Annotated in this window: 26 protein-coding genes; 14 read left to right on the top strand and 12 right to left on the bottom strand. The window is 64.5% G+C overall.

Annotation, left to right across the window (positions count from 1 at the left end; all coding sequences use genetic code 11):
- Positions 1–339 precede the first annotated feature (339 nt).
- Entirely contained in the window at positions 340–1,911 is a 1,572-nt protein-coding gene (ilvA, locus tag ACZ9H4_RS07855) for a threonine ammonia-lyase, biosynthetic (RefSeq protein ID WP_476118670.1), read from the top strand.
- A 245-nt stretch (positions 1,912–2,156) separates the two neighbouring features.
- Entirely contained in the window at positions 2,157–3,335 is a 1,179-nt protein-coding gene (locus tag ACZ9H4_RS07860) for a 4-hydroxybenzoate 3-monooxygenase (RefSeq protein ID WP_408142082.1), read from the top strand.
- 41 nt (positions 3,336–3,376) lie between these two features.
- On the opposite strand, the gene ACZ9H4_RS07865 is transcribed toward ACZ9H4_RS07860, so the two are convergent.
- Positions 3,377–4,279: a helix-turn-helix domain-containing protein gene (locus ACZ9H4_RS07865; protein WP_408142084.1), complete on the bottom strand. Its 903-nt coding sequence runs from the start codon at positions 4,277–4,279 to the stop codon at positions 3,377–3,379.
- A gap of 166 nt (positions 4,280–4,445) precedes the next feature.
- Between ACZ9H4_RS07865 and ACZ9H4_RS07870 the strand changes: the two genes are divergently transcribed.
- The 6 genes from ACZ9H4_RS07870 (at position 4,446) to ACZ9H4_RS07895 (ending at position 10,335) form a co-directional block, all read left to right on the top strand.
- Complete coding sequence (locus ACZ9H4_RS07870; RefSeq protein ID WP_476118671.1) at positions 4,446–5,339, top strand: SDR family NAD(P)-dependent oxidoreductase; 894 nt, start codon at positions 4,446–4,448, stop codon at positions 5,337–5,339.
- Positions 5,336–7,153, top strand: coding sequence for an FAD-dependent oxidoreductase (locus ACZ9H4_RS07875; RefSeq protein ID WP_476118672.1), 1,818 nt, complete (start codon positions 5,336–5,338; stop codon positions 7,151–7,153). The genes ACZ9H4_RS07870 and ACZ9H4_RS07875 overlap by 4 nt, the downstream gene beginning before the upstream one ends.
- Positions 7,150–7,488 (top strand): NIPSNAP family protein, encoded by a 339-nt coding sequence (locus ACZ9H4_RS07880; RefSeq protein ID WP_168661879.1) that lies wholly within the window; start codon positions 7,150–7,152, stop codon positions 7,486–7,488. The genes ACZ9H4_RS07875 and ACZ9H4_RS07880 overlap by 4 nt, the downstream gene beginning before the upstream one ends.
- 31 nt (positions 7,489–7,519) lie before the next feature.
- Positions 7,520–8,284, top strand: coding sequence for an SDR family NAD(P)-dependent oxidoreductase (locus ACZ9H4_RS07885; protein ID WP_408142091.1), 765 nt, complete (start codon positions 7,520–7,522; stop codon positions 8,282–8,284).
- Between the two features lie 188 nt (positions 8,285–8,472).
- The gene (locus tag ACZ9H4_RS07890; RefSeq protein WP_476118673.1) at positions 8,473–9,882 is read left to right on the top strand and encodes an MFS transporter; all 1,410 of its coding nucleotides are present in this window, start codon (positions 8,473–8,475) and stop codon (positions 9,880–9,882) included.
- Between the two features lie 201 nt (positions 9,883–10,083).
- Positions 10,084–10,335 carry a hypothetical protein gene (locus ACZ9H4_RS07895; RefSeq protein WP_476118674.1) on the top strand — a complete coding sequence of 84 codons (252 nt, stop codon included), beginning with the start codon at positions 10,084–10,086 and terminating at the stop codon, positions 10,333–10,335.
- 116 nt (positions 10,336–10,451) lie between these two features.
- On the opposite strand, the gene ACZ9H4_RS07900 is transcribed toward ACZ9H4_RS07895, so the two are convergent.
- The 6 genes from ACZ9H4_RS07900 to kduI all read right to left on the bottom strand — a co-directional run bounded on the left by ACZ9H4_RS07900 (position 10,452) and on the right by kduI (position 14,503).
- Positions 10,452–10,700, bottom strand: a complete 249-nt coding sequence (locus ACZ9H4_RS07900) for a hypothetical protein (RefSeq protein ID WP_175157536.1) — start codon at positions 10,698–10,700, stop codon at positions 10,452–10,454.
- Between the two features lie 78 nt (positions 10,701–10,778).
- Positions 10,779–11,147, bottom strand: coding sequence for a hypothetical protein (locus ACZ9H4_RS07905; RefSeq protein WP_476118675.1), 369 nt, complete (start codon positions 11,145–11,147; stop codon positions 10,779–10,781).
- A 52-nt stretch (positions 11,148–11,199) separates the two neighbouring features.
- Positions 11,200–11,325 (bottom strand): hypothetical protein, encoded by a 126-nt coding sequence (locus ACZ9H4_RS07910; RefSeq protein WP_277873540.1) that lies wholly within the window; start codon positions 11,323–11,325, stop codon positions 11,200–11,202.
- Between the two features lie 514 nt (positions 11,326–11,839).
- Positions 11,840–12,724 (bottom strand): DNA-binding transcriptional regulator KdgR, encoded by an 885-nt coding sequence (gene kdgR, locus ACZ9H4_RS07915; RefSeq protein ID WP_476118676.1) that lies wholly within the window; start codon positions 12,722–12,724, stop codon positions 11,840–11,842.
- A gap of 131 nt (positions 12,725–12,855) precedes the next feature.
- The gene (gene kduD, locus ACZ9H4_RS07920) at positions 12,856–13,626 is read right to left on the bottom strand and encodes a 2-dehydro-3-deoxy-D-gluconate 5-dehydrogenase KduD (protein WP_408324444.1); all 771 of its coding nucleotides are present in this window, start codon (positions 13,624–13,626) and stop codon (positions 12,856–12,858) included.
- Positions 13,627–13,666: 40 nt separating this feature from the next.
- A complete protein-coding gene (kduI, locus tag ACZ9H4_RS07925) occupies positions 13,667–14,503 on the bottom strand; it encodes a 5-dehydro-4-deoxy-D-glucuronate isomerase (RefSeq protein ID WP_476118677.1) in 837 nt (278 codons plus the stop codon).
- A gap of 310 nt (positions 14,504–14,813) precedes the next feature.
- Between kduI and kdgT the strand changes: the two genes are divergently transcribed.
- Positions 14,814–15,830, top strand: a complete 1,017-nt coding sequence (gene kdgT, locus ACZ9H4_RS07930) for a 2-keto-3-deoxygluconate transporter (protein ID WP_408142105.1) — start codon at positions 14,814–14,816, stop codon at positions 15,828–15,830.
- 130 nt (positions 15,831–15,960) lie between these two features.
- Here the strand turns inward: kdgT and ACZ9H4_RS07935 are convergent, their stop codons facing one another.
- Both ACZ9H4_RS07935 and ACZ9H4_RS07940 read right to left on the bottom strand, forming a co-directional pair.
- Complete coding sequence (locus ACZ9H4_RS07935) at positions 15,961–16,560, bottom strand: GNAT family N-acetyltransferase (protein WP_476118679.1); 600 nt, start codon at positions 16,558–16,560, stop codon at positions 15,961–15,963.
- A 121-nt stretch (positions 16,561–16,681) separates the two neighbouring features.
- Complete coding sequence (locus tag ACZ9H4_RS07940) at positions 16,682–18,127, bottom strand: NAD-dependent succinate-semialdehyde dehydrogenase (RefSeq protein ID WP_121319406.1); 1,446 nt, start codon at positions 18,125–18,127, stop codon at positions 16,682–16,684.
- A gap of 380 nt (positions 18,128–18,507) precedes the next feature.
- On the opposite strand from ACZ9H4_RS07940, the gene ACZ9H4_RS07945 reads away from it, so the two are divergent.
- Positions 18,508–18,711 carry a cold-shock protein gene (locus ACZ9H4_RS07945; protein ID WP_007181784.1) on the top strand — a complete coding sequence of 68 codons (204 nt, stop codon included), beginning with the start codon at positions 18,508–18,510 and terminating at the stop codon, positions 18,709–18,711.
- A 191-nt stretch (positions 18,712–18,902) separates the two neighbouring features.
- Here ACZ9H4_RS07945 and ACZ9H4_RS07950 read toward each other — a convergent pair whose 3' ends face one another.
- From ACZ9H4_RS07950 to ACZ9H4_RS07960, 3 genes are all read right to left on the bottom strand, one after another.
- Entirely contained in the window at positions 18,903–19,691 is a 789-nt protein-coding gene (locus ACZ9H4_RS07950; RefSeq protein ID WP_408142473.1) for an ABC transporter ATP-binding protein, read from the bottom strand.
- 11 nt (positions 19,692–19,702) lie between these two features.
- Positions 19,703–20,566 (bottom strand): ABC transporter permease, encoded by an 864-nt coding sequence (locus tag ACZ9H4_RS07955; RefSeq protein ID WP_408142110.1) that lies wholly within the window; start codon positions 20,564–20,566, stop codon positions 19,703–19,705.
- Positions 20,567–20,789: 223 nt separating this feature from the next.
- Complete coding sequence (locus tag ACZ9H4_RS07960) at positions 20,790–21,851, bottom strand: aliphatic sulfonate ABC transporter substrate-binding protein (RefSeq protein ID WP_476118681.1); 1,062 nt, start codon at positions 21,849–21,851, stop codon at positions 20,790–20,792.
- Positions 21,852–22,110: 259 nt separating this feature from the next.
- Here ACZ9H4_RS07960 and ACZ9H4_RS07965 point away from each other — a divergent pair, with 259 nt between their 5' ends.
- From ACZ9H4_RS07965 to ACZ9H4_RS07980, 4 genes are all read left to right on the top strand, one after another.
- Positions 22,111–22,503, top strand: coding sequence for a hypothetical protein (locus tag ACZ9H4_RS07965; RefSeq protein ID WP_408142115.1), 393 nt, complete (start codon positions 22,111–22,113; stop codon positions 22,501–22,503).
- Between the two features lie 244 nt (positions 22,504–22,747).
- A complete protein-coding gene (gene hpnJ, locus ACZ9H4_RS07970) occupies positions 22,748–24,169 on the top strand; it encodes a hopanoid biosynthesis associated radical SAM protein HpnJ (RefSeq protein WP_408142117.1) in 1,422 nt (473 codons plus the stop codon).
- Entirely contained in the window at positions 24,166–25,326 is a 1,161-nt protein-coding gene (gene hpnI, locus ACZ9H4_RS07975; protein ID WP_408142119.1) for a bacteriohopanetetrol glucosamine biosynthesis glycosyltransferase HpnI, read from the top strand. Before hpnJ ends, hpnI begins: the two co-directional genes overlap by 4 nt.
- 148 nt (positions 25,327–25,474) lie before the next feature.
- A complete protein-coding gene (locus ACZ9H4_RS07980; RefSeq protein ID WP_408142121.1) occupies positions 25,475–26,518 on the top strand; it encodes a flippase-like domain-containing protein in 1,044 nt (347 codons plus the stop codon).
- The last annotated feature ends 31 nt before the right edge of the window (positions 26,519–26,549 follow it).

The following is a 26,549-nucleotide window of genomic DNA, read 5'->3' on the forward strand; positions in this document are numbered from 1 at the left end:
ATCTCGCTTGACGCGGCAGCATCAATGAAGACTAATTCATGCTCATTTTGAGTGAGACGGCGAACGTCTTCCGGCGTCGCGTAGAGGGTAGTCCGCAACGCGCAGCATCCTGACCAGGTTGACAAAGCCCGCCAACTCAACGAAGATCGATCACATGAACTGCCTCGACATCCGTATTGCGCTGATTATTAGCATCATTCATCGAATGGTGGGTTAGCGCGCGTCCAGTAGCAGTGACACATTAACCCGCTCCAAGAGGCGGGTTTTTTTATGTCCGCTTGCTGCCTGCCTCCTGGTGAACGCCTTTGCTGATTCGTCTTTGCCTCACAGGAGCTTGCCTTGCCGTTACTCGAACTCGAACATGCGACCGAAACCGCCAGCAGCGCCGCGCTTCGCCATGACTACCTCAAGAAAACCCTGACCGCACGCGTCTACGACGTGGCCCGCGAAACCGAACTGGAACGCGCGCCGAATCTGTCGGCGCGGCTACGCAATCCGGTGTATCTGAAGCGTGAGGACAACCAGCCGGTGTTCTCGTTCAAGCTGCGCGGCGCGTACAACAAGATGGCGCATATTCCGGCTGAAGCGCTGGAGCGTGGGGTGATCACGGCTTCGGCAGGCAATCACGCGCAGGGTGTCGCATTGTCGGCGGCACGCATGGGTGTGAAGGCGATCATCGTGGTGCCGGTGACGACGCCGCAGGTGAAGGTCGATGCAGTACGTGCGCATGGTGGGCCGACGGTCGAAGTGGTGCAGTTCGGCGAGTCGTATAGCGACGCTTACGGCCATGCGGTCAAACTGCAGGAAGAGCGCGGCCTGACCTTCGTGCATCCGTTCGACGATCCGTACGTGATCGCAGGCCAGGGCACCGTGGCGATGGAAATTCTCAGTCAGCATCAGGGGCCGATCCACGCGATCTTCGTGCCGATCGGTGGCGGGGGGCTCGCGGCGGGCGTGGCCGCGTATGTGAAATCGGTGCGCCCGGAGATCAAGGTGATCGGCGTACAGACCGACGATTCGTGCGCGATGGCCGCCTCGCTCAAAGCGGGAGAGCGCGTCACGCTGAATGAAGTCGGGCTGTTCTCGGACGGCACGGCGGTGAAGCTGGTCGGTGAAGAAACCTTCCGCCTGTGCAACGAATATCTCGACGACGTGCTGCTCGTGAACACCGACGCGCTGTGCGCCGCAATCAAGGACGTGTTCCAGGACACCCGCAGCGTGCTCGAACCGGCAGGCTCGCTGGCCGTTGCGGGCGCGAAGCAGTATGCCGAGCGCGAAGGCATCGAGAACCAGACGCTGATCGCGATCACGTCGGGCGCGAACATGAATTTCGACCGCATGCGCTTCGTCGCCGAGCGTGCTGAAGTTGGTGAAGCGCGCGAAGCAGTGTTCGCGGTGACAATTCCCGAAGAGCGCGGCAGCTTCAGGCGTTTCTGCGAACTGGTCGGCACGCGCAGCGTCACCGAGTTCAACTACCGGATCGCGGACGCGAACTCGGCGCATATCTTCGTCGGCGTGCAGATCAGAAACCGCAGCGAATCCGCGCAGATCGCGGGCGCCTTCGAAGCCCACGGCTTCGCCACCGTCGACCTGACCTTCGACGAACTCTCCAAGCAGCACATCCGCTACATGGTGGGCGGCCGCTCGCCGCTCGCGCATGACGAACGCCTGTTCCGCTTCGAGTTTCCCGAGCGGCCGGGCGCGCTGATGAAGTTCCTGTCGTCGATGGCGCCGAACTGGAACATCAGTCTGTTCCACTATCGCAACCAGGGCGCGGACTACAGCTCGATCCTCGTCGGCATCCAGGTGCCCGCGAGCGAGACCGAAGCGTTCGAACGTTTTCTCGCCACGCTCGGCTATCCGAACTGGGAAGAGACGCAAAACCCGGTGTACCGGCTGTTTCTGGCCTGACGGACGCGCTCGGGGTTTACCTTAAGCCCACCTGAAGTCGAGTGATTGCGCGACGATCCTCATCGAGACGCTGCAAGCCCAGCCAGTACGGCGTTAGCGCGCATTGTCACCCATCAGCGCCGTCGCCCCGGAAACGTTGTTTATCGCCATAAGCGATACAGCCTATCCGTCATATCGCGTTGCACGATACGGGCCATGATCGTCACACTGAGTGCAAATCAATCGCCGCATTCAGGAGACATCTCATGCGCACCCAAGTTGGCATCATCGGTGCTGGGCCCGCGGGCCTGCTGCTTTCCCACCTTCTTCATTTGCGGGGCATCGAGTCGGTCGTGCTCGAAACGCGCACACGCGAACAGATCGAATCCACCATCCGCGCCGGCGTGCTCGAACAGGGCACGATGGACCTGCTGAGCGAAGCCGGCGTCGGCGCGCGCATGAAAGCCGAAGGCGCACTGCATCATGGCTTCGAACTGGCGTTCGAAGGCAAGCGCCGCCGCATCGATCTGACCGGACTCACCGGCCATTCGATCACGGTCTATGCACAGCACGAAGTGATCAAGGATCTGGTCGCGGCGCGCGTGGCCGCGAATGGCGCGCTGCGTTTCGGCGTGTCGGAGACGTCGATTCACGGCATCGATACCGACAAGCCGACGATCCGCTATCGCCACGAAGGCGAAGCCTGCGAGCTGCAATGCGACTTCGTGATCGGCTGCGACGGATCGCAAGGCGTCTCGCGCGCATCGATTCCGCAGGCGCTGCGCAAAGACTATGAGCGCGTCTACCCGTTCGGTTGGTTCGGTATCCTGTGCGAAGGGCCGCCGTCGTCGGAGGAACTGATCTATGCACGCCACGACCGCGGCTTCGCGCTGATCAGCACGCGCTCGCCGAACGTGCAGCGCATGTACTTTCAGTGCGATCCGAAGGACTCGGTCGAGAACTGGTCCGACGATCGTATCTGGGCCGAATTGCACGCACGTGTCGATTCGCACGACGGGCAGAAGATCGTCGACGGCAAGATTTTCCAGAAGAACATTGTCGGCATGCGCAGTTTCGTGTCGGCCACGATGCAGCATGGCCGGCTCTTCCTCGCCGGCGACGCGGCGCACATCGTGCCGCCGACGGGCGCGAAGGGCATGAACCTCGCCGTCTCCGACGTGCGTGTGCTGACGCAAGCGCTCAACGCGTTCTACGTCGAAAATCGCAGCGATCTGCTGGACGGCTATACCGAAACCGCGCTCAAGCGCATCTGGCGCGCGGAGCACTTCTCGTACTGGATGACGAGCATGATGCACCGTATCGAAGGCGCGTCGCCGTTCGAGCAACAGTTGCAGGTGGCCGAACTCGAATACGTGACGACCTCGCGTGCGGCGGCCACCGCCATGGCGGAAAACTACGTCGGCGTCGCTGGAGCGCACGCATAAACATAAGCGAAAGCGCATAGCGTACGCAGTGCGTCGGGTGACTAGTTCAACGATAAATCCCGATGCGCCGCAGCCTGAAACTCCGTAGGCGTGACGCCGGTCTGCTTGCGGAAATAGCGGCTGAAATAAGCCGCGTCCTCGAAACCGAGCGCATGCGCAATCTGTTTGATGGTCAAGCCTGAATAGACCAGATCGCGCTGCGCCTCGCGTATCAGATGATCGTTGACGAGCGACATCGGCGAATGGCCGAGTTCGTCGCGGCAGATGCGGCCCAATTGCGCGGCCGTGATGCCGATTTTGCCCGCATAGAACTCGATCGGCTGATGCTCGCGAACGTGCGCGGCGACGAGTTCGCGCAGCCGTTTGATCTGCGCCGCGCGCCGGTCGTTGACTGTTGCGCCGGCCGCCGCGCTGGCCGCCGAAGCCGCGTCGGTCAAACGCGCTACTTGTACAAAAAGTGCAATCATCAACGACATGCCCGCGGCGATGTGGCCGCGCGCACTGCCACGAAATTCCTGCTCCAGCAAACCGAATAGCGGCATCAGCGTGTCGTCGCCGATCTCGGGCCGCACGGGAATCAGCGCGGGCCGCTGCAGCACCGGCAACAGACCCGGCGACACCGCCTTCGAAATCGACTCCAAAGCCCGCTGCGCGGCGGTAATCACCAGCCCGTCGATCTCGGGCGAAAACACGAAGCCATGCACCGTTTGCGCGGGAATCAGCAGGAGGCAAGGCGGTTCGATCACGAGCTTTTCGCTTTCTATCAGCACGTGGCCCGTTCCGCTGCGGATATAGAGGATCTGCAGCAACGCGTCGTGCCGATGAGCGGAGATGTGCCAGTCGTTAGGACGGCTGCGCTCGGCGATCCATTCGAAATTGAACGCGTCGTACCAGGGCGGTCGCGCGGATTCGCCGTACAGATCGTAGTTAGGGATTTTACTCATGCCGGTTTGTCTCCTGTGTACGAATTGTCCTGCGATGCGCCGCCTTTGTCCAATTTCAAGCGCATTCGCGTCGCTATACTTTTTTCCATGAAAGGGGCGCTGGGATAGCGCGGTGCAGGTATCGACGCGGCACGCCATACCGGCAATCAAAATCATGGAGATTCGGATGACTAATCAAATAAAGAAACCCGATGCGGACGCGAACCCGCGGCATTGGCTCGGCCTCGAAGGCAAGGTCTGCGTGGTGAGCGGCGCGGCCGGGGGCATCGGCAGTGCGATCGCTCACGTGCTGGGCGGGGCCGGCGCGCGGCTCGCATTGCTCGACCGTGACGACGACAAGTGCCGCGCGCTTGCGCAAGCGTTGAACGCGAACGGCATCGAAGCACTGGCGCTGGCCTGCGATATCGGCGACATCGACAGCGTGCGCGGCGCCGTGCAGGGCGTCGAGTCGGCGTACGGCGCGGCCGATGTGCTGGTGAACAACGCGGGCCTGCTGCGCCCGGGCGGCATCGAGGAGATCGCGCTGGATGCATGGAACGCGATGCTGCGTGTGAACCTGACCGGCTACATGCTGTGCTCGCAGCAGTTCGGCCACGGCATGCTGAAACGGGGCGCGGGCGCGATCGTGCATGTCGCGTCGGTGGCCGCGCATCATCCACAGACTTACAGCGGCGCGTATAGCCCCGGCAAGGCCGGCGTGGCGATGCTGTCGAAACAGATCGCGGCGGAGTGGGGGCCGCGCGGTATCCGCAGCAACACGGTGTGTCCGGGCATGATCCGCACGCCGTTGTCCGCCGCGTTCTACGAGCATGGCGACATCGAGCGGCGCCGCAGCGCGATGACGGCGAGCCGCCGTATCGGCGAGCCCAACGACATCGCCGATGTCGTCGCGTTTCTCGGCAGCGCTCGCGCCGCGTATGTGAACGGCGCGGAGTTCGTCGTCGACGGCGGGCTCGAAAGCATGCTGATGGACCTCGTGCCGCGCCCAGGCTTCGAAGCCACAGCGGCTGTGCCGGTCACTCGCCAAGCCCCCGCACAAGGACAAGGACGCACATCATGACTACCGCAACACGTGCAACCGGCAACACCACACTGACCTGCGACGTGCTCGTCATCGGTTCGGGCGCGGGCGGCCTCTCGACGGCCATCACTGCGCGCAAGCAGGGGCTCGACGTGATCGTGATCGAGAAGGAGCCATTCTTTGGCGGCACGACCGCGTTTTCCGGGGGCGTGCTGTGGATTCCGGGCAATCGTCACGCTAGCAGCAATCACGTGAGCGACACGCGCGAGGCGGCGCTGACCTACATGCGCAACGAGACCGGCGCCTTTTTCGATGCCGCCGCCGTCGACGCGTTTCTCGACACCGGCCCGCACATGCTCGAGTTCTTCGAACGGGAGACCGCAGTCAAATTCGTGCCGACGCTCTATCCCGACTATCACCCGAACGTGGGCGGCGGCGTGGATATCGGCCGCTCGGTGGTAGCCGCGCCGTTCGATGCACGCGCGCTCGGCAAGGACATCGGGCGTTTGCGGCCGCCGCTGAAGACGATCACGTTCATCGGCATGATGTTCAATTCGTCGAACGCGGACCTCAAGCACTTTTTCAACGCGACGCGCTCGTTGACGTCCGCGCTGTACGTGGCGAAGCGCCTTGCAAGCCACCTGAAGGATCTCGCGCTGTACCGGCGCGGCGTACAGGTCACGAGCGGCAACGCGCTCGCCGCACGACTCGCGAAGTCCGCGCTCGACCTCGGCATTCCGGTTCACACGAACACCGCGGCGCGCGAGTTGACCGTCGCGGGCCAACGCGTGACGGGTGCGCTCGTTAGCGGACCAGACGGCGAGATGCGCATTACCGCGCGGCGCGGCGTCGTGCTCGCGTGCGGCGGCTTCTCGCATGACGTGGCGCGCATCGCCCGTGCGTATCCGCACGTGCGGCGTGGCGGTGAGCACGTGTCGTCGGTGCCGACCGGCAATACCGGCGACGGCGTCGGCATGGCGGAACGGCTGGGCGCGAAAGTGACGATCCGTTATCCGCAACCGGCGGCCTGGATGCCGGTCTCGCGTGTGCCGATGCGCGATGGCAGCGTCGGCGTGTTTCCGCATCTGCTCGATCGCTACAAGCCTGGGATCATCGGCGTGACGCGCGCGGGCAAACGCTTCACCAACGAAGCGAATTCGTATCACGACGTGGGCGCGGCGATGATCGAAGCGTGCGCGAACGAGCGCGAAACCGCGATGTGGCTGATCTGCGATCACGCGACAATCCGCAAATACGGGCTTGGTTTCGCGAAGCCCGCCCCGGTCCCGCTCGGACCGCTGCTGCGCAACGGCTATCTGACGAGCGGCCGCACGCTTGCCGAACTCGCGCGCAACGCGGGGCTCGACGGTGCGGCGTTGGAAGCGACGGTGAAACGCTACAACGCCGATGCAGTGCGCGGCGAAGACCCCGAGTTCGGGCGCGGCACGACCTCGTTCAACCGCTATCTTGCAGACCCGGAGCACCGTCCGAATCCATGCGTCGCGCCGATCGGCAATGGCCCGTATTACGCGTTGAAGGTGGTGATGGGCGACCTCGGCACCTTCGATGGCATTTCGACCAAAGTGACCGGCGAAGTGCTCGACGAAGCCGGCGCGCCGATTTCCGGCTTGTATGCAGTCGGCAACGATCGCGCGAGTGTGATGGGCGGCAACTATCCCGGCGCAGGCATCACGCTTGGCCCGATCATGACGTTCGGTTACATCACCGGGCGGCATCTGGCAGGCGTCGGTGAGACCGGTGAAACTGGTGCAAGCGGCGCGAACGCAAGTCACGACCGGGGCGGCAACGCAGGCGCCCGCAACACCGAAACCGTGTTGAGGACAGGCACATGAGCAGCGGCAAACCGTTTGTCGATCACCGCATCTATACGATCCGCCCGCGCGGCATGGCGGAATTCATCGAGGTATTCGACCAGCTGGCCATGCCGATCCAGGTGAAGTATCTCGGTGCGCCGGTCGGCTTCTATATGAGCGACATCGGCGCGCTGAATCAGGTCGTGCATCTGTGGGGCTACGAGAGCATTGCCGACTACGACCAGCGTCGCACCGCGCGCGACGCCGATCCGCAATGGCCCGCGTATTTGCAGGCGTCGGCGCATCTGATCGTCGCGCAGGAAAGCCGCATCATCAAACGCGTCGATTTCAGGAGCCTGGCGATGCTTCGCTAGCGGCGCCGCATCATTCAGGAGGAGACAAAACATGAACGATCGAACACGACGCGTCGCGCTCGTGACAGGCGCCGCGAACGGTATCGGCTGGGCGAGCGCACAACGTTTCGCGCAGGAAGGTTATAGCGTGGTCATTGCCGACATGGATGCGAATCGTGCTGGCGAACGCGCGCAGGCATTAGGTGCGGCTCATCTGGGCATCGGCGCAGATGTGGCCGTCGAAGCCGACGTGCGCGCGCTGATCGGCGCATGCATCGAGCGTTTCGGGCGGCTCGACGTGCTGGTCAACAACGCAGGCAACGGCGATCAACCGCATCCGACGATCGAGCAGAACGTCGAAGCGTTCGACCGGCTACTCGACATCCATGTGCGCGGCACCTTCCTCGCATGCCGCGAGGCGGCCCGAGTCATGCTCGCGCAGCGCAGCGGCGCGATCGTCAATCTCGGCTCGATTGCGGGGCTCGCCGGCATCCCGGCGCGCAACGCATACGGCGCCGCGAAGGCGGGCATCGTGGCGATGACGCGTTCGCTCGCCTGCGAATGGGCGCGCGACGGCGTCCGCGTGAACGCCGTGGCGCCAGGCTATGTCGCCACCGAACTGGTGGAGACGCTCAAGCGCAACGGCCAGATGAATCTGCAGGCCATCGAGCGGCGCACCCCGATGGGCCGCCTCGCACAGCCGGATGAAATCGCGCGGGCAATCAGCTTCCTCGCGTCGGACGCGGCGAGCTACATCACCGGCACGGTGCTGAGCGTCGATGGAGGCTGGCATGCGTACGGCGCCGCCGGCGACTGACAGCCTCCTGAACGCCGCGAGCGAATCTCGGCATAGGCAGCCGCATTATTCATAGCATTCCGAACAATAAAAAACACCTCGTCATATCACGGAGACACCGCAATGAAAAAGCCTCAACCAGGCAGGGCGAAAGTCCTGCGCCCGTACGGTCGTGAAACACGCGCCACCCTCGCTCGGGGAGACCTCAAATGATCCGCTCCGAACGCAATGTGGATGTTCAGGCCTTCATCGACGAGCAGCGCTTTTCGCCGTATCAATGGACGATTCTCCTGCTGTGCTTTCTCGTCGTTGCCGCGGATGGCTTCGATACGGCCGCGGTCGGCTTCATCGCGCCGTCACTGGTGCAGCAGTGGGGCATCGCGCGCAGCTCGCTCGGGCCCGTGATGAGCGCGGCGCTCGTCGGGCTCGGGATCGGCGCGCTCGCGGCCGGTCCTTTCGCGGATCGTCTCGGACGCAAAACGGTGCTGGTGTTGTCGGTGTTCTTCTTCGGCGTGTGGAGTCTCGCGGCGGCTCGCGCGAACTCGATCGAAGCGCTGACGCTGCTGCGCTTTCTCACGGGGCTGGGCCTCGGCGCGGCGATGCCGAACGCCGTCACGCTGATGTCCGAATACGCGCCGGCGCGGCTTCGCGCGGTCGCGGTCAACGGGATGTTCTGCGGATTTTCGTGCGGACTGGCGATTGGCGGTGTGGCTTCCGCGTGGCTGATTCCGCATTTCGGCTGGCCCAGCGTACTGGTGGCAGGCGGCGTCGGCCCGATCGCGCTGACCGTGCTGCTGATTCTGCTGCTGCCGGAGTCGGTGCAGTTTCTTGCCGTGCGCAGGCAGGCGGATCGGCGCATCGCGCGGATCCTGCAACGTATTGCGCCGCATAGCCGCTTCGAAGGATGCCGCTTCGTCGCGGTGGATGCGCGCGCAGGCCACGAGGCTGCGGCAAGCAACGCGAGCAAATCCGGCGCGCGTCCTCAATGGGCGCTCGCCATCGTGCTGTCCTCACGTTACCGCTTCGGCACGCTCATGCTGTGGCTCGCGTATTTCATGGGCTTGCTGATCTATTACCTGCTGACCAACTGGCTGCCGACGCTGTTCAAGGACACCGGTTTCTCCGGCGAAAAAGCCGCGCTGATGACCTCACTTTTTCCGCTTGGCGGCGTACTCGGCAATCTGTGCGTCGGCTGGATCATGGACCGTTTTGCCGGGCATCGCGTGGTGGCGCTGACCTTCGTCCTGGTGGGTGTGCTGGTGCTGCTGGTCGGACGTGGCGTTGGACATCAGGTCTGGCTCGGCACGCTGATCTTCCTCACCGGCACGGTGGCGACGAGCGCGGTCACGTCGATGTCGGCGCTCGCCGCGAGCTTCTATCCGACCCGGGCGCGCGCGACGGGGGTAGCGTGGATGCTGGGGATCGGCCGCATCGGCGGTGTGGCGGGCGCGCTGGTCGGCGCCGTGCTGATGGGGCTCGGCTGGCAGTTCGGCGCGGTGTTCAGTCTGCTGGCCGTGCCGTCGGTGATCGCCGCGAGCGGTGTGTATCTGATGATGCGGCGCGTGCGGGCAGACGCGTCTTCGGAGCAGGGGGCAAATCCTGCCGTCGCGCTCGAATGACCGCTGCGTGGCAAAGGGGGGGGCCGCACAATGGCGCCACGCCTTCATGACCGGCAGCCACTTTCATTGTGGTCTGAAAAACAACAGTGAATTCGTGATTGACGGATTTATCCCGTCAGGTGAGCCACCTACACTGCCTTCAATGCTGCCGCGCGAGTCACGCGGGCAGCGCATGTGGAGACAATCTCTGGAGGTGGTGTCATGAAGTTGCTCATTCAAACTGTTGCTCTCGCCGTCGGTCTTGCCGCGCCGGTCGCATCGTTCGCCCAACCGGCCGGTGATCCCGGTTCTCAGGACTCGCAGGCCACGCAGACGCCAGCCGCCCGCCCGCATCACGCAGCTCGAACGGATGACAGCGGGTATGGTGCAAGCAGCCACGGTACGTCGCAGTCCGGTCGCGGCACCGACACGACGGTCAGCTCCTACTCGCCGCCGATCTACAACGCGCGTTGAGCGCAGGTGCGGGCGAGGTATTCATAAGAATGGCTCGCGCGTAAGCACTTAACGAAGCCATACATGACCCACCGCGCGACGAGCGATTCGTCGCGCGCGTGTCGTCGGGGTTCCAGTCAGGGCGTACGCAACAACGCCATCTCGTTGCGCAACAGCGCATGCAGTTCATCGTCGGTAGGGCGAGTCCCCCAATGCTGTGCGCCCGCCACCGATGCAATCGCCATCCACGAATGCGGTGGGAACCACTCGCGCAACAGCGCGCCGTCCTGGCGCAAACACAATTGACCAGTCTGTTCGCTGTATTCGGCGCAGATGAGCGAACCATCGATGTGCGCCGTTACTCGTCTTGGATCGTTGCGTAGCAATTCGTCGCTCCTGCAAAAGGGGTGGCGAGCATGCCCACGCGATACGGCTGCGTCATCGACGCAGCCGCCGTCCAGGCATCAGTGATTGTGCCCGTGGTCGTCGCCATGGCCATGCCAGCCGTTGTCGTGACCGTGCGGGCCGCGAGCCTCGCGCCACTCGCGCCGGTCGTCATGACGCTCTTCCCATTCGCGCCGTTCCCAGTAGCGGTGGCCGTCGTAATAGCGCTCGCCGTACCAGCCGGGGCTCACCACGACCACGGGCGGCGGCGCAGGTGCGTACACCGGCGGAGGCGGGGGCGGCGCATACACCGGCTCGGGTGCGTACACGACACCCGGCACGCCGATGTTCACGCCGACATCGACGTGGGCCAGCGCGCCCGACGATGCGCCGATTCCCACGCCTGCAACGATCGCCAACGAGAGCCAGCGGTTTTTTGAATTGCTCATGTTTTATTCTCGGTCTCTACGATTGAGGGGACATGCTCGCGCGCGATGCGCATTAGTAATGGTCGTGATCGCGGTGGTGGTCGTGATCGTGATAGCCGCCTTCGGGGACCACGATGCAACCGCTCAGCGTGCTGCCGAGCGTTGCTGCCAGAATGACCAGGGCGAGAATTCTTTTCATGTCGTTGCTCCGTTTTGCTTGTGAAGCGAACTCTACTGAGCGGCGGCATTTTCGTTGTGTTTGTGTGTAACAGGACGTGTCGATGCGAACGCGCGTGGCTAACGGGCGCGGCGTGTGAGGAGGGCGTCGAGGGAGCGTTTCATCGGGCGATGGCGAGCTTGCCGCAACAGCCGCAAGCCATTGAACAGACTATGAAAAAAACGCGGCGCCCACGCATTGCGCATGACTGCGCGCATTGAGCGGTCAATGCATCAATTGCCGGCAAGTGGATCGCATCGTGTTTCGCCGCGGATAAGCCGGGCGGATACATTCAGTTGCAGACTGAGGCGTGACGTTGCATGGCGAGCGGCGCGGCCGCCGGCCTGCGTGGTCGAGGCGCGACACGACGCGAGTGCCATCAGTTCTGGATAAGGTTCGATGCGTAAAATGGACACGATGTGCGTCCGGCGTTCACACAGGCGTGACGGCGCCAAGGCCAGGTCGAGTCAACAGCGCCGTCATTGCAGCGCGTCGTTTATCCCGCCGGTGCAGGCTCCGGCGCCGGCGCTTGACGATAGCCGAGCCGCGCCGAGATCGCAAGACCCGACTGCTTGAGCAACGCGACATAGTGCGACTTCGTGTCGGCGCCGCAACGCATCGTCGGAAACGACACCGACAGGCCGGCGATCACGCGGCCGAAGCGATCGAACACCGGCACCGCGATGCACCGCAGTCCTTCTTCCTGCTCCTCGTTGTCTTCGCCATAACCTTGCTCGCGCACGTGAGGCAGGATGCTGAGCACCGCTTCGGCGCAGGTGAGGGTTTTCTGCGTCGACTTGCGAAACTCGACATGCGAAAGCACTTCGCGCGCGTCGGCCGGGTCCATCCACGCGAGCAGCACCTTGCCGATCGCCGTGCTGTGCAGCGGATTGCGCCGGCCGATGCGTGACTGCATGCGCAAGCCGTAGTCGGCGTCGATCTTGTGGATGTAGACGATCGCGTCTTCGTCGAATGCGCCGAGGTGCACCGCTTCGCGCGTCACCTGGCCGATGCGCCGCATTTCGACGTCGGCCTCGCGCACGAGATCGACGCTCTCCAGCGCCTTCGCGCCGAGTTCGAACAGACGGATCGTGAGCCGGTAGCGCTCGGTCTCGACTTCCTGGGTCACATAGCCGAGCGCCTTGAGCGTCTGGATCACGCGATGCACGGTGGTCTTCGACATTGCGAGCCGTTGCGACAGCTCGCTGATGCCGATCTGTCCGCTGTCGCCGATCGCGCCGAGAATCGCGAACACGCGGCCGATCGACGACGCCGATTCGCCCCGTTCGCCCCGTTCGCCGCCGTTGCCGGACTCGCCGCTCTCTGCGTCCTGTATGTGCGCGGCGGCGTCGTCCTTGCGCTGTTTGCCTGTTGCTGCCATTTCCGTCATTCCCTGTCTATACGGACCCATACGGCCCCTCTGCGTGGCCGGCCCGCGCGATCGAACACGTCAGTCACGCCCGCTCGTGCGGCGAGGCGCGCAAGCATACCGCTTCGCGCGCGTGTCTGCCGCTAGCGCGCGAGCCACCCGCCGTCTACCGCCAGTGTATGCCCGTGCACGTAGTCCGAAGCGGACGACGCGAGAAATACGACCGGCCCCGCGAGATCTTCTGGCGCGCCCCAACGGCCCGCCGGAATCCGCCCGACAATCTCCTCGTTGCGCTGCGCGTCCTCGCGCAGCGCCGTCGTGTTGGCGGTTGCCATGTAGCCCGGCGCGATCGCGTTCACGTTGATGCGCTGCGCGGCCCATTCGTTGGCGAGCAGCCGCGTCAGACCGAGCACGCCGCTTTTCGCCGCCGTATAAGAGGCGACCCGGATGCCGCCCTGGAACGACAGCATCGACGCGACGTTGATGATCTTGCCGCCGCTTTGCTGCCTGACGAACTGCCGCGCCGTGGCTTGCGACAGAAAGAACAGACTCTTCAGATTGACGTCGACGACGGCGTCCCAATCGTCTTCGGTGAAGTCGAGCGCGTCCTCGCGGCGGATGATGCCGGCGTTGTTCACGAGCACGTCGACGCGGCCGAAGGCCTCGACCGCCGCGCGCACGATGTCGTCGACCGGCGCGATCGAGCCGAGGTCGGCGCGCACGTCGGCGAAACGGCGCCCAATGGCCGCGACGCGCGCGGGCGTGGCGCCGGCGTCGGCACGGCTCACGCCGATGATGTCGCAGCCGGCCGCGGCGAGCGCGAGCGCCATCGCGGCGCCGAGCCCCGTATTGCTGCCGGTGACGATGGCGACCTTGCCGGTGAGATCGAAAGTATTCACGTTATTCAAACCCATGTCGTATGCGGATGGTCGTCGGGATAAAGCGGACGGGCCCTCAACGCAGGTCGCCGATCGCGAGATGATCCATGTCGCCGAACACCTGGTTCTCGCCGACCATGCCCCAGATGAACGTGTATGCGCGCGTACCGACGCCCGAGTGAATCGACCAGCTCGGCGAGATCACCGCCTGTTCGTTGTGCACGAGAATGTGCCGCGTTTCATGTGGCTCGCCCATCATGTGAAAGACGGCGGCGTCGTCGGCGACGTCGAAGTAGAAATACACTTCCATGCGCCGTTCGTGGGTGTGGCAGGGCATCGTGTTCCACAGGCTGCCCGGTTCGAGCCTGGTCATGCCCATCGACAGCTGGCAGGTGGGCAGCACCTCGGGCACGATGAACTTGTAGATGGTGCGGCGGTTGCTCGTGGCCGGATCGCCGAGCGTTTGCGGCGATGCCTGCGCGAGCGTGATCGTGCGGGTCGGATACGACTCGTGCGCGGGCGCGCAGTTCAGATAGAACTTCGCCGGGCGCGCAGCGTCGTCGCTGCCGAATGCGATCGCCTGCGCGCCCTTGCCGATGTAGATCGCTTCCTCGTTGCGCACCGTATGGCGCGTACCGTCGACATCGACCCAGCCGTCGCCGCCGATGTTGATCGCCCCGAGTTCGCGCCGCTCCAGCAGATAGTTGACGCCGATCGACTTGCCGAGCGAGCCGGGCACCTCGACTGCGCGCGTCGCCGGCCACACACCGCCGACGATGATCCGGTCGATATGGCTATAGGTGAGCTTCAACGCGTCGCGCTCGAACACCTCCTCGACCAGAAACGTTTTGCGCAGCCCGGCGGTATCGAGCGTCTTCGCATACTCGCTGTTGATGGCCTGTCTCACTTCCATGTTGTTTCTCCGTTCGATTCGCTTTCCGTGGGGCCGCCCCGCCCGCGCGGCCACGCCGATCTGTTCGGGACTGTAGCGCAGATTCGCAGTTTCGGAACAGTGGTCCGAAAAATTATGGCGTGCCTTCGAGCCTGGTAAAGCGTTCGTCCTGCAGGCGGGTAAACGATGAGCCGAATTTATAAAGAGAATCGGAACGACGTTCCTTTCACGATGTTATATTGCGCCGAAAGGGAGCAGACCGGCGTCAGACCGGCGACCTTACCCCGGGTGATTCACCCGACCAACAGGACGCAAAGTCCATGGAGGAGGCATGAAGATCAAGAAGGCCCTCGACCGCATTCCCGGCGGGTTGATGCTGGTTCCGCTGCTGCTCGGCGCCTGTGTCCATACGTTCGCGCCCGGCGCGGGCAAATATTTCGGGTCGTTCAGCAACGGCCTGATCACCGGCACCGTGCCGATTCTGGCGGTGTGGTTCTTCTGCATGGGGGCGACGATCGATCTGCGGGCGACCGGCACCGTGCTGCGCAAGTCGGGCACGCTGCTCGCGACCAAGATGCTGGTCGCGTGGATCGTGACGATGATCGCGGCGCGCTTCATTCCGGTCGACGGCATCAAGACAGGGCTATTCGCCGGACTCTCGATCCTCGCGATCACGACTTCGATGGACATGACCAACGGCGGCCTCTATGCCGCGGTGATGCAGCAATACGGGACCAAGGAGGAGGCGGGCGCGTTCGTGCTGATGTCGGTCGAATCGGGACCGCTCGTCAGCATGATCATTCTGGGCGCGACGGGCGTCGCGTTCTTCGAGCCGCGGCTCTTTGTCGGCGCGGTGCTGCCGTTCCTGATCGGCTTCGCGCTGGGCAATTTCGACAGCGATCTGCGCGATCTGTTCGGCCGCTGCGTGCATCCGCTGATTCCGTTTTTTGGCTTTGCGCTCGGTAACGGCATCGACCTGAACGTGATCGTCACGAGCGGCTTGCCGGGCATCGTGCTCGGTCTCGCGGTGATCGTCGTGACGGGCATTCCGCTGATTCTCGCCGACCGCTGGATTGCCGGCGGCAATGGGGCGGCGGGGCTGGCGGCATCGTCGACGGCGGGGGCCGCGGTGGCCAATCCGGCGATCATCGGCGACATGATTCCGAGCTTCAAGCCGCTGGTGCCGGCCGCGACGGCGATGGTCGCGACGGCTTGCCTCGTGACCGCGATTCTGGTGCCGATTCTCACCGCGCTGTGGGTACGCCGGCATCACGCACGCGATGCGTTGCGCGAGGAGTTCGCGGCGGCGCAGGCGGCGCCGCTCAATGAGCGCGACGCGCACGTTTGAGACGGTGAGGTCGTGCGGTTGCGTGAGGTTGCAAGGCAACCGGTAAGTGGCCCGCGTGCGCGCGTTGGATCGGAGCGCGGCGGGCCTTGAGCGGCATCTGCAGCCTAGACCGTCCGCGAGGCCGCGCCGATTAACGCGCGAGCTTCGCTTCCAGCATCGTCTTCACCCCGGGCCATTCGTCATCGATGATGCTAAAGCGCACCGAGTTGCGCTTGCGCCCATCCGGCATGATCCGTTCATGCCGGACCACTCCTTCCTGTTTCGCACCGATGCGCAGAATCGCCGCGCGTGAGCGCTCGTTGAGCGCATCGGTCGTGAACTGCACGCGCACGCATTGCATTGCGTCGAACGCCTCGCTCAGCAGCAGATACTTTGCCTCGGTGTTGACCGCCGAGCGCTGCACCGATTCGCTCAACCACGTATGACCGATTTCGAGCTTGCGGTTCGCGCGGTCGATCTTCCAGAAGCGCGTGCTGCCGACAATCGCGCCGCTCGCGCGCAGCACGATCACGAACGGCATCACGGTGCCGGCCGCGCAGCCGTCGAGCGCGCTCGCGATATAGCCGCCGATGGTGGCCGGTCCGGGCACGACGGTCAGCTTCATGTTCCAGAGTTGGCCGTCGGCGGCGGCGTCGAGCAACGCTTGCGCGTGTTCCTGCCGAAGCGGCCGGAGCTCGACCGTCGCGCCGGTCAGCGTGGGTTGCATGAGTGGGGAAGTGTCGTGATTCATGGCGATAAAAAAGTCCGCGAGTTTTTGGCTCGCGGACCCGATGCAGTGACGTCGAACGGTACGGGCCGAAACGCCTGACTCGACTTGCGCCGACCGGCCTTCAGCCCGTGGCGGCTAAACCTTAAGCCGCCAGCACCGACACCGCCTTGGTGACCAGATAGCCTTCCATCGCTTCCGGTCCGCCTTCCGAGCCGTAGCCCGAATCCTTCACGCCGCCGAACGGCATTTCCGGCGAAGGCGTGGCCGGCTGGTTGATCCACAGCATGCCGACTTCCATTTGCTGCGACAGCAGGTGCACGTTGCTGAACGACTTCGTGTACGCGTAGCCCGCGAGGCCGAACGGCAGACGGTTGGCTTCGGCGATCGCGTCTTCGAGCTTGTCGAAGCCGCGAATCGCGGCGATCGGGCCGAACGGTTCGTTGTTGAACACGTCGGCTTCGAGCGACACGTTGGTCAGCACGGTCGGCGCGAAGAAGTTGCCTTCCGAGCCCACGCGTTCGCCGCCGGTTTCGACCTTGGCGCCGGTCTTGCGCGCGTCGTCGAGCACCTTGGTCATTGCGGAGAGACGGCGCGCGTTGGCGAGCGGCCCGAGGGTCGTGCCTTCCGCGAGGCCGTCGCCGAGCTTCAGGCTTTCGGCGTGCTTGACCAGCGCCGCGGCGAATTCTTCACGGATGCTGTTGTGCACGAGAAAGCGCGTCGGCGAGATGCAGACCTGGCCGGCGTTGCGGAACTTCGCGCCGCCGGCCGCCTTGACGGCGAGCGCCACGTCGGCGTCTTCAGCGACGATCACCGGCGCGTGACCGCCCAGCTCCATGGTCGCGCGCTTCATGTGCGCGCCGGCGAGGGCGGCCAGTTGCTTGCCGACCGGCGTCGAGCCCGTGAACGTGACCTTGCGGATCACCGGGTGCGGGATCAGGTAGCTGGAAATTTCAGCCGGGTCGCCGAACACGAGGCCGACCGTGCCCGCCGGCACGCCCGCTTCGACGAATGCCTGCAGCAGTGCCGCCGGCGATGCCGGGGTTTCTTCCGGCGCCTTCACGAGGAACGAGCAGCCGCAGGCGAGCGCCGCGGAGAGCTTGCGCACCACCTGGTTGACCGGGAAGTTCCACGGCGTGAACGCCGCGACCGGGCCGATCGGCTCCTTGAGCACCAGTTGCTGCGCGGCGAGGTTGCGCGACGGCACGATGCGGCCATACACGCGGCGGCCTTCGTCGGCGAACCACTCGATGATGTCCGCGGCGGCCAGCACTTCGACGCGCGCTTCGGCGAACGGCTTGCCCTGTTCCTGCGTCATCAGGCGGCCGATGTCGGAAGCGCGTTCGCGCACCAGAGCCGCGGCCTTGCGCATCGTCGTGGCGCGCTCGTTGGCCGGAATCTTGCGCCATGCTTCGAAGCCGCGTTGCGCGGCTTCGAGCGCGCGGTCGAGGTCGGCGATGCCGGCGTGCGCCACTTTGCCGATGGCCTGGCCGGTGGCCGGGTTGATGACGTCGAGCGTCTTGCCGCTGGCAGCATCACACCACTCGCCGTTAATCAGAAGTCGGGTATCGGTATAGCTCGAAATGGCCATGCTGGGTTCCTGTAGTTGGGAAAAACGACAGGCCGCGCGATCCTGAAGCGATGAAACCGACCTGCGCGGCCATGGATGGACTGCCGATAGCAATCATCTTATCTGATTGCGCGTCATCGCATCGGCCGCCGCCTCGATTGCGGCACGCGGCACGCCGCTTGCGGGGCGGTTGTCGCGGCACCGGGAAAACGGTAGGAGCAGCGCCGCGCAAACAGGCGTAAAGTCAGATGGCTGTGGCCGTTGCCGCGGTGGGAGCAGGCCCGGCCCGCGACGGCGGACGGCGCTGAAGCAGGAGAGAGCAGCGCGAGGCAAGTTCCCGGCGCGGCAGGCGAAGACAGCGAACAAACTCCAATCAACCCAGATGCACACGAGGAATCGACATGCCAACCGGTACAGTGAAGTGGTTCAACGACGCGAAAGGATTTGGCTTCATCACACCCGATGACGGCGGCGAAGATCTTTTCGCCCATTTTTCGGAGATTCGCTCCGAGGGCTTCAAATCGTTGCAGGAAAACCAGAAGGTCAGCTTTGAGATCAAGCAGGGGCCCAAGGGGAAACAGGCAGCGGATATCAAGCCGGTGTGAAGGAAGAGGGGCAGCCGGTTCGCACGCGGGATGAGATGCGGCCGGCTGCTTCGTGAAGCGTGGGTGGGGTTCGCATGGGCGAAGGTGGCGGCTGACGCCGGCACGCGAGTTCAAGGCAGCCTCTGGGCGCTCGAACGCCGACGCTTGGGACTTGCGCCCTGGTCAAGCCGTGCCCTTGGCCGCTACATTCTTTAAATCCCGCCGTCCGCCGCAGCCCCGATTCCTTCGAGCAATTCATCACGCAGGGCCGCGAGGGTTTCGTCGCGCCGCTCGCGTGGATGCCGTCCCGTCACCGCCACGTCGCGCAGCAGCCGCCCCGCGCGATGCGGACCTGCCGCGTTGAGCAGCAGCACCCGGTCCGACAGATAGAGCGCCTCGTCCAGATCGTGTGTGACGATCAGCGCGGCGGTGCCGTGCGCGCGCGTCAACGACAGCAACAGATCCTGCAGACGCCTGCGCGTCATCGCATCGACCGCGCTGAACGGTTCGTCGAGCAGCAACAGATCCGGCTGCGGGAACAGCCCGCGCGCAAGCGCCACACGCTGCGCCATGCCGCCCGAGAGCTGCTTGGGCAACGCCGCGCCTATGCCGGCGAGGCCGACCTCTTCGAGCAGACGCGCGACGCGCGGGTCATGGCCCTGGCGCGGACCGGCTGAAAACGCGACGTTGTCGGCCACGCTCAGCCACGGCAGCAGGCGGGGCTCCTGAAAAATCACGCCGACGCGCGGCGACGGTCCGCGCTGCGCCACTGCGTCGAGAAGCAGTTCGCCGTCGAAGTCGCGATCGAGCCCGGCCAGCACGCGCAGCAGGGTGCTTTTGCCGCATCCGCTCGGACCGACCAGGCTGACGATCTCGCCGCGTCCGAGCGCGAAGCTCACCCGGTCGAGCACCATGCGCGCGTCGTAGCGCTTGCTCACCGCCCGCACGTCCAGCAGCCGCGACGCTCCCGCGGCCGGCCCGGACGACAACCCCGTCGACACTTCAACCGCGCTCACCGCGCACCTCCCGAAACCGCCTGATCGTTCGCCGTGTCGCGCCAGCGCAGCACGCGCGCTTCGAGCGCCTTGAGCACGCTGTCGCTGAGCTTGCCGAGCAGCGCCAGCAGCAGGATCGCGCCGAACACGAGGTCGGGGCGGCCGGTTTCGCGTCCGTCGCTGAGCAGATAGCCGAGCCCGCGCGTGGCCGCGATCAGTTCGGCGGCGACCATGAACATCCACGCGAGGCTCAGGCCGGTGCGCAGACCGGTGAAGATCTGCGGTAACGCCGCCGGCAGCAGAATGCGCGTGAACAGCGCGCGGCGACTCAAGCGGTTGACCTCACCGAGTTCGAGCAGTTTTCTATCGACGCCGCGAATCCCCGCCACCACGCTCAGTTGCACCGGGAAAAACGCGCCGATGGCGACGAGCGCGATTTTCGGCGCTTCGTCGATGCCCATCCACAGCAGCAGAATCGGCACCCACGCGAGCGATGGAATCGCACGCAACGCCTGGAACGCGGGATCGAACAGCGCGTCGAGCCGGCGGCTCAGCCCCATCGCGGCGCCGGCCAGCAGCGCGAGCGCGGCGCCGATGCCGAAACCCGCGAGCACCCGCAGTGTGCTCGCGCCGAGGTGGCGGCCAAGACGCTCGCCGCCGAGCTGCCAGAGGGTCTCGAAGATCGAACTGGGCGCCGGCACCAGATGCGCCGGCAGTATCGACGCCCGCACCAGGGCTTCGATCAGCGCGAGGAACGCGAGCGGCAGGATCAGGCCTGCGATGCGCCAGCGCCTCAGCGGATCGCGCGGCGGCGACGGGCGGCCGGCAGCGGCGGCGGGGTAGGTGGGAGGATGCAGGGAGAGCGATTCGTCGGTGGCCATGAACGTGGGTCAGCGAGGGGGGAAACGAAGGTGCGGTGGCTTGGCGGCCGCGCATGGCCGATAGGCGGTTGAGCGGCTATGCGTCCGAACGGCATGGCACACAGCCGCGACCAGACAAATGGCGAAGCATCAACCGCAGGCGATACATGGATGGCCCTGAGCGCGCGGAGCAGCAGCTAACCCAGTACGCCACGCGGCCGGAGAAGCACAAGCACGCAACCGCTCACTGCCCATTCGCGGCAAACACAGGCTGCGCCGATTTCACATCGATCAACGCATCGATCACCTGATTCAGATCCGTACCCGGCTTCACCAGTTGCTCCTGCACCAGAATCGGCGCGGCCGCCTTGAGCGCGGCGAGCTGCTGCGCGCCCAACTGAGGGTGGCTGAAATCGTTGCGGCTCAATTGCAGTTTCGCGACCGGCAGCGACAGCTTCGATTCCTCCGCGACGATCTTCGCGGTTTCGTCCGGATGCGCGGCGATCCACACGCGCGCTTTTTCATAAACCTTCAGCACCTGCGCGAGCGTCTCCGGATGATCGCGGATGAAATCCTCGCGGGCGTTGAGCAGACCCCATGTGTTGAAATCGACGTTGCGGCATAGCAGCTTCGCGCCATCGTCGATCTGCGCGGCAGCCATGTGCGGATCGAGGCCGGCCCAGGCGTCCACCTGGCTGTTGGCGAGCGCCGTGCGGCCATCCGGATGCTGGAGATTGACGATCTCGACGTCGTCGCGCGACAGCCCCGCCGTGTGCAATGCACGCAGCGTGAAGAGGAACGGATCGGTGCCCTTGGTCGCGGCGATCTTCTTGCCCTTCAGGTCGGCGAGGGTCTTGATCGGCGAGTCCTTGCGCACGACCAGCGCGGTCCATTCCGGGCGCGAGAACACGTACACCGAGCGGATCGGATTGCCGTTCGCCTTGGCGAGCACGGCGGCGAGACCCGCCGTCGAGCCGATGTCGATCGCACCGCTATTGAGGTATTCGAGCGCGCGATTGCTGCCGAGGCTCAGCACCCATTTGACGTCGGTGTGCTGCGGCGCCAGCGCTTGTTCAAGCCAGCCGTTACGCTTGATCACCAGACTTTCCGGCGAGTAGTACGCATAGTCGAGCTTCAGTTCGGCGGGCGGCGCGGCGCGTGCGACGTTCGGCGCGAAGAACGCAGCCAGCGCGGTGGCGGCTACCAGCAGCGACGCGAAACCGGCTTGCACGCGGTTCGCTTGCCGCGAACGCGGCGCCCGGAAAGTGGAACGCGACAGATTGGCCGTACCCCGCGGGAATGTCATCGAATGGTCCTGATTAGTCGTCTGGTGTGACCGCTTAATGTAGTGAATGACCGCGCGAAACTGAACGAATAAAAAGTCACAATCAAAGCAGCTCGGCCGCTATGGAGGCGGGGTGAATTGTGTGCTTAATGCAAGAGGTGCATGGCGTTGAGCGAGGAGGCATTCGGGCGCGTGGCCGCCAACTCCGCGGCCTCACTCCGCCGATATGGCACGATGAGATCAACGGCCGCGGTGCGGCCCGTCGGCAAGCGAGGACGTCGTGGACAAAGACAGTGCATACAAGGAAATAACCGGCAACGGCGGCGCACCGTATGCAAGGTACTTCGCCATGCAGAACCCCGAGCATCCGCTCACGCCGTTCTGCCATCGCTACCTGTTCGAAAAGGATCTCGAAGCGCGAACCGCCGCGCACGACGAAGAGCGCGGCTTCGCGCTGAAGTCGCTCGCGCAGATGGAATCGTCGTCGCATCTCGCGCAAGCGGCGGCGAGCGCATCGCGCGATGCGGCCACGGCCGCGCATACGTCCGCGCTGAGCGCGCGGCGTTCGGCATTCTGGACGATGATCGCCGCGATCGCGTCGGCGCTCGGCGTAGTGGTAAACGCTGCTCTCAATCTGGGCTGGCTCGACTGGGCAAGGCACGTTGTACGGTGAGACGGGCGACCCGCGAATCACCGCGCATTTTTGTCCGGCTAGCATAAAAAAAAGACAGCTGTGCGTAAGGTGAAACTAAAACGCAGAACCATGCCGCGCATCGCGTGAACGCAGTATTATTCATCAGGTTTCCTTCAGCTTTGCTCCGTACTATCTGCGCCACCCGTTCGCGTTCGCACGAACCACGGTCCCGATAGTGTTTCGACAGAAAACTGAAATGCCGCACAGGCTTGCTAGGGTCTCTATGAAAACTCTGTTCTTGCAGGCTCCGTCATTCGACGGCTTCGACGGCGGCGCAGGTTCGCGCTACCAGGCAAAACGTGAGGTCAAGTCGTTCTGGTATCCAACATGGCTTGCACAGCCAGCCGCTCTGATTCCCGACAGCCGCGTCTTCGATGCCACCGCGAATGGGGCATCGGTGGACGAGACGCTCGACCTCGCCCAGCAATACGATCTCGTCATCATCCACACCAGCACGCCTTCGTTTCCCACCGACGCGCTATTCGCGCAGCATCTCAAGGAACGCAGGCCGTCGATCCTGATCGGCATGGTCGGCGCGAAGGTGGCGGTCGATCCGCACAATTCGCTCACCGCGACCCAGGCAATCGACTTCGTCGGCCGCGAAGAATTCGATTTCACCTGCAAGGAAGTCGCCGATGGCGTGCCGTTCGCGCAGATCAAGGGCTTGAGCTATCGCGCCGCGGACGGTTCGATCGAACATAACGAAGCGCGTCCGATCCTCGAGAACATGGACGAGCTGCCGTTCGTCGCGCCGGTCTACAAGCGCGATCTGAAGATCGAAAACTACTTCAACGGCTATCTGAAGCATCCGTACGTTTCGCTCTACACCGGCCGCGGCTGCCGCTCGCGGTGCACGTTCTGCCTGTGGCCGCACACGGTCGGCGGCCATCGCTACCGGGTGCGCTCGGCCGAGCACGTGCTCGAGGAAGTGAAGTGGATTCGCGACAACATGCCTGAAGTCAAGGAGATCATGTTCGACGACGACACCTTCACCGACTTCAGGCCGCGCGCCGAAGAAATCGCGCGCGGCATGGGCAAGCTGGGCGTGACGTGGTCGTGCAACGCGAAGGCCAACGTGCCTTACGAGACGTTGAAGATCATGAAGGAGAACGGCCTGCGCCTGTTGCTCGTCGGCTATGAATCCGGCGACGACCAGATCCTCGTGAACGTGAAGAAGGGCTTGCGCACGGATATGGCGCGGCGCTTTGCGAAAGACTGCCGCGCGCTCGGCATCAAGGTTCACGGCACCTTCATTCTGGGCTTGCCGGGCGAAACGCCGGAAACGATCCGGAAGACCATCGAATACGCGAAAGAGGTCAATCCTCTGACGATCCAGGTGTCGCTCGCCGCGCCGTATCCCGGTACCGTGCTCTACAACCAGGCGGTCGAGAACGGTTGGCTCGCGGAGAACAAGGTCATCAACCTCGTGAGCAAGGAAGGCGTGCAGCTGGCGGCGATCGGCTATCCGCATCTGTCGCGCGACGAGATGTATCACCAGCTCGAAAACTTCTACAAACGCTTCTATTTCCGGCCGTCGAAGATCTGGGAAATCCTGCGCGAGATGTTTACCAGCTGGGACATGATGAAACGGCGCTTGCGTGAAGGCGTCGAATTCTTCCGTTTCCTGCGTGCCCATCAGGCGTGAGCGCCACGCACCTGCTCGCCGTCACGCTGGCCTACGCGTGTGCGGCGGCGGCTGTATTCGGGATCGGCTACACGGTGCTGGCCGGCGTGCTGATCGGGCGCTTCTTCGCCCGGCCGGTGTCCATGCCGACCAGTTTTCCGCCAGTCACGATCGTCAAGCCGCTGCACGGCAACGAGTGGGCGCTGCTCGCTAATCTGGCTAGCTTCTGCGAGCAGGATTATCCGGGGCCGGTGCAATTCGTATTCGGCGTGCACGACTCGAACGACCCCGCGCTGCATGCCGTTGAAGAACTGCGGCGGCTGCATCCGGACGCCGACATCACGGTGGTCGCCGATGCGCGTCTGTACGGGCCGAACCGCAAGATCAGCAACATCATCAATATGTTGCCGCAGGCGCGGCACGACGTGCTGGTGTTCGCCGACAGCGACGTGAGCGTCGCGCCCGGCTATCTGCGCCACGTCATGGGCGAACTGCAGAAGCCGGACGTGGGGCTCGTCACCTGCGCGTATCAAGGACAGCCCGATCCGGGCTTCTGGCCGCGGTTGTCGGTCAAGGCCACCAACTACCAGTTCCTGCCTAGCGTGGTGACCGGCCTCGCAGTCGGACTCGCCCGGCCGTGCTTCGGGCAGACCATTGCGATGCGGCGCGACACGTTCGACAAAATCGGCGGTTTCACGCCGTTCGTGCGGCATCTCGCCGAGGATCATGCGATCGGCGAAGCGGTGCGCATGATCGGCGAGAAGGTCGTGATCCCGCCGTTTCCGATTTCGCATGCGTGCGTCGAATCGAGCGCAACGCAGCTGATCGCGCATGAACTGCGCTGGAGCCGCACGATTCGTTATATCGATCCGCTCGGCCATCTGGGCTCGGCGCTGATTCATCCGCTGCCGTTCGCGCTGCTGGCCGTCGCATTCTCGGGCGGCGCGATCTGGGCGTGGCCGCTCGCCGTCATCGCGATGTGCGCGCGGCTCGCGCTGCAACTGCTCACCGACCGCGCGTTGCGGCTGCGCCCGCGCGACCTCTGGGTGCTGCCGTTATGGGATATCGTATCGTTTGCGATTTTCGTGGCGAGCTTCCGGTCGTCGCGCGTGATCTGGCGGGGCTTCAGCTTCAAGGTGGATGGCGACGGCCTGTTGTCGGCGCCACAGGACGAGTAACGGATGAACGGCAAGGCAGGGCGGTCATGACAGATGGGTTTTTCGAACCGCGCGCAGCGGACTGTACGGCTGCATTCGCGGCGAGTGGCATCGTATTCGCGTCGGCATTGATCGCGCCGATGATGCGCGCACGCACGGTGTCCGCGCGATGAAGCATGTCGGCCGCGCCGCCGCGCTACTCGGCTTGCTGCTCTCGCTATGGCTCGTGTGGCGCGACAATCCCGGCGCCGTGCTCGGCGCGCTGCAGGCCGCGGGCGCCGGCCTCGTGCTCGCAGCGCTCGTGCACCTGCTGCCGATGCTGGCCAACGCCTGCAGCTGGCGCTCGCTGATTCGCGGCGCGCAGCAGCCGAGCGTGCTCAGGATGCTGCATCTCGTGTGGGTGCGAGAATCGGTCAACAGCATGCTGCCGGTCGCGCGGATCGGCGGCGAAGTCGTCGCATTCCGCATGCTCCGGCGCTGGGACACGCGCGCTTCGACGGCGGTGGGCAGCATCGTCGTCGACATGCAGCTCACGGTGATCAGCCAATTGCTGTTCACGATGGTCGGCATCGGCTTCCTGTTCGCGCACGCGCAGTCCGACACGCTGCGCCTCGCGGGACAACTCGCATGGGGCGTGGTGGTGCTGGCGCCGCTGCTGCTGTTGTTCGCGCTCGTGCAGCATGCGAATCCGTTCGCGCGCATCACGCGTGTACTCAACCGGATGACGAGCGGCAAGCTCGCGGCGCTGGCCGGGCAGTCCGCGCAGATCGATCAGTCGATCAAGCTCATCTGGCGGCGGCGCGCAGTGGTGTTGCGCTATCTGTTCGGCTGGCAAGCGCTGCAATCCTTGATGACGGCCTTCGAAATCTGGCTCGCGCTGTATTTTCTCGGCGTGCGGATCACGCTCGTGGAAGCGATCGTGATCGAGTCGTTGATCCAGGCGATCAGCAGCGCGGCGTTCTTCGTGCCTGGCGGGCTGGGCGTGCAGGAGGGCGGTTTCATTCTGATCGGCGGCGCGCTCGGACTCGATCCGTCCACCTGTCTGGCGCTGGCCGCCGCGCGACGGATTCGCGACGTGCTGATATTCGTGCCGGGGCTGCTCGCGTGGCAGTTTGCCGAATCGCCGAAACGCGCAAACACGCTGGCGCAGCAGGGAGCGCGCGCGGAACGGGGCGAGCCGCGCTCTGCCGTGACCGAGACTGGCCGGCGTTAGGCCTTAAGCGAGACGAACCCGGAGCGAGGGC

The organism is Paraburkholderia sp. TE9906, from assembly GCF_056279605.1.

Coding starts and splice junctions, on each gene's coding strand:
- ACZ9H4_RS07935 (WP_476118679.1), bottom strand. CDS start 16,560: ATGAATCACGACACTTCCCCACTCATGCAACCCACGCTGACCGGCGCG.
- ACZ9H4_RS07895 (WP_476118674.1), top strand. CDS start 10,084: ATGAAGTTGCTCATTCAAACTGTTGCTCTCGCCGTCGGTCTTGCCGCG.
- ACZ9H4_RS07910 (WP_277873540.1), bottom strand. CDS start 11,325: ATGAAAAGAATTCTCGCCCTGGTCATTCTGGCAGCAACGCTCGGCAGC.
- ACZ9H4_RS07905 (WP_476118675.1), bottom strand. CDS start 11,147: ATGAGCAATTCAAAAAACCGCTGGCTCTCGTTGGCGATCGTTGCAGGC.
- ACZ9H4_RS07955 (WP_408142110.1), bottom strand. CDS start 20,566: ATGGCCACCGACGAATCGCTCTCCCTGCATCCTCCCACCTACCCCGCC.
- ACZ9H4_RS07875 (WP_476118672.1), top strand. CDS start 5,336: ATGACTACCGCAACACGTGCAACCGGCAACACCACACTGACCTGCGAC.
- ACZ9H4_RS07865 (WP_408142084.1), bottom strand. CDS start 4,279: ATGAGTAAAATCCCTAACTACGATCTGTACGGCGAATCCGCGCGACCG.
- kdgT (WP_408142105.1), top strand. CDS start 14,814: ATGAAGATCAAGAAGGCCCTCGACCGCATTCCCGGCGGGTTGATGCTG.
- ACZ9H4_RS07870 (WP_476118671.1), top strand. CDS start 4,446: ATGACTAATCAAATAAAGAAACCCGATGCGGACGCGAACCCGCGGCAT.
- ACZ9H4_RS07940 (WP_121319406.1), bottom strand. CDS start 18,127: ATGGCCATTTCGAGCTATACCGATACCCGACTTCTGATTAACGGCGAG.
- kduI (WP_476118677.1), bottom strand. CDS start 14,503: ATGGAAGTGAGACAGGCCATCAACAGCGAGTATGCGAAGACGCTCGAT.
- ACZ9H4_RS07960 (WP_476118681.1), bottom strand. CDS start 21,851: ATGACATTCCCGCGGGGTACGGCCAATCTGTCGCGTTCCACTTTCCGG.
- kduD (WP_408324444.1), bottom strand. CDS start 13,626: ATGGGTTTGAATAACGTGAATACTTTCGATCTCACCGGCAAGGTCGCC.
- ACZ9H4_RS07890 (WP_476118673.1), top strand. CDS start 8,473: ATGATCCGCTCCGAACGCAATGTGGATGTTCAGGCCTTCATCGACGAG.
- ACZ9H4_RS07860 (WP_408142082.1), top strand. CDS start 2,157: ATGCGCACCCAAGTTGGCATCATCGGTGCTGGGCCCGCGGGCCTGCTG.
- kdgR (WP_476118676.1), bottom strand. CDS start 12,724: ATGGCAGCAACAGGCAAACAGCGCAAGGACGACGCCGCCGCGCACATA.
- ACZ9H4_RS07885 (WP_408142091.1), top strand. CDS start 7,520: ATGAACGATCGAACACGACGCGTCGCGCTCGTGACAGGCGCCGCGAAC.
- ACZ9H4_RS07880 (WP_168661879.1), top strand. CDS start 7,150: ATGAGCAGCGGCAAACCGTTTGTCGATCACCGCATCTATACGATCCGC.
- hpnJ (WP_408142117.1), top strand. CDS start 22,748: ATGAAAACTCTGTTCTTGCAGGCTCCGTCATTCGACGGCTTCGACGGC.
- ACZ9H4_RS07980 (WP_408142121.1), top strand. CDS start 25,475: ATGAAGCATGTCGGCCGCGCCGCCGCGCTACTCGGCTTGCTGCTCTCG.
- ACZ9H4_RS07945 (WP_007181784.1), top strand. CDS start 18,508: ATGCCAACCGGTACAGTGAAGTGGTTCAACGACGCGAAAGGATTTGGC.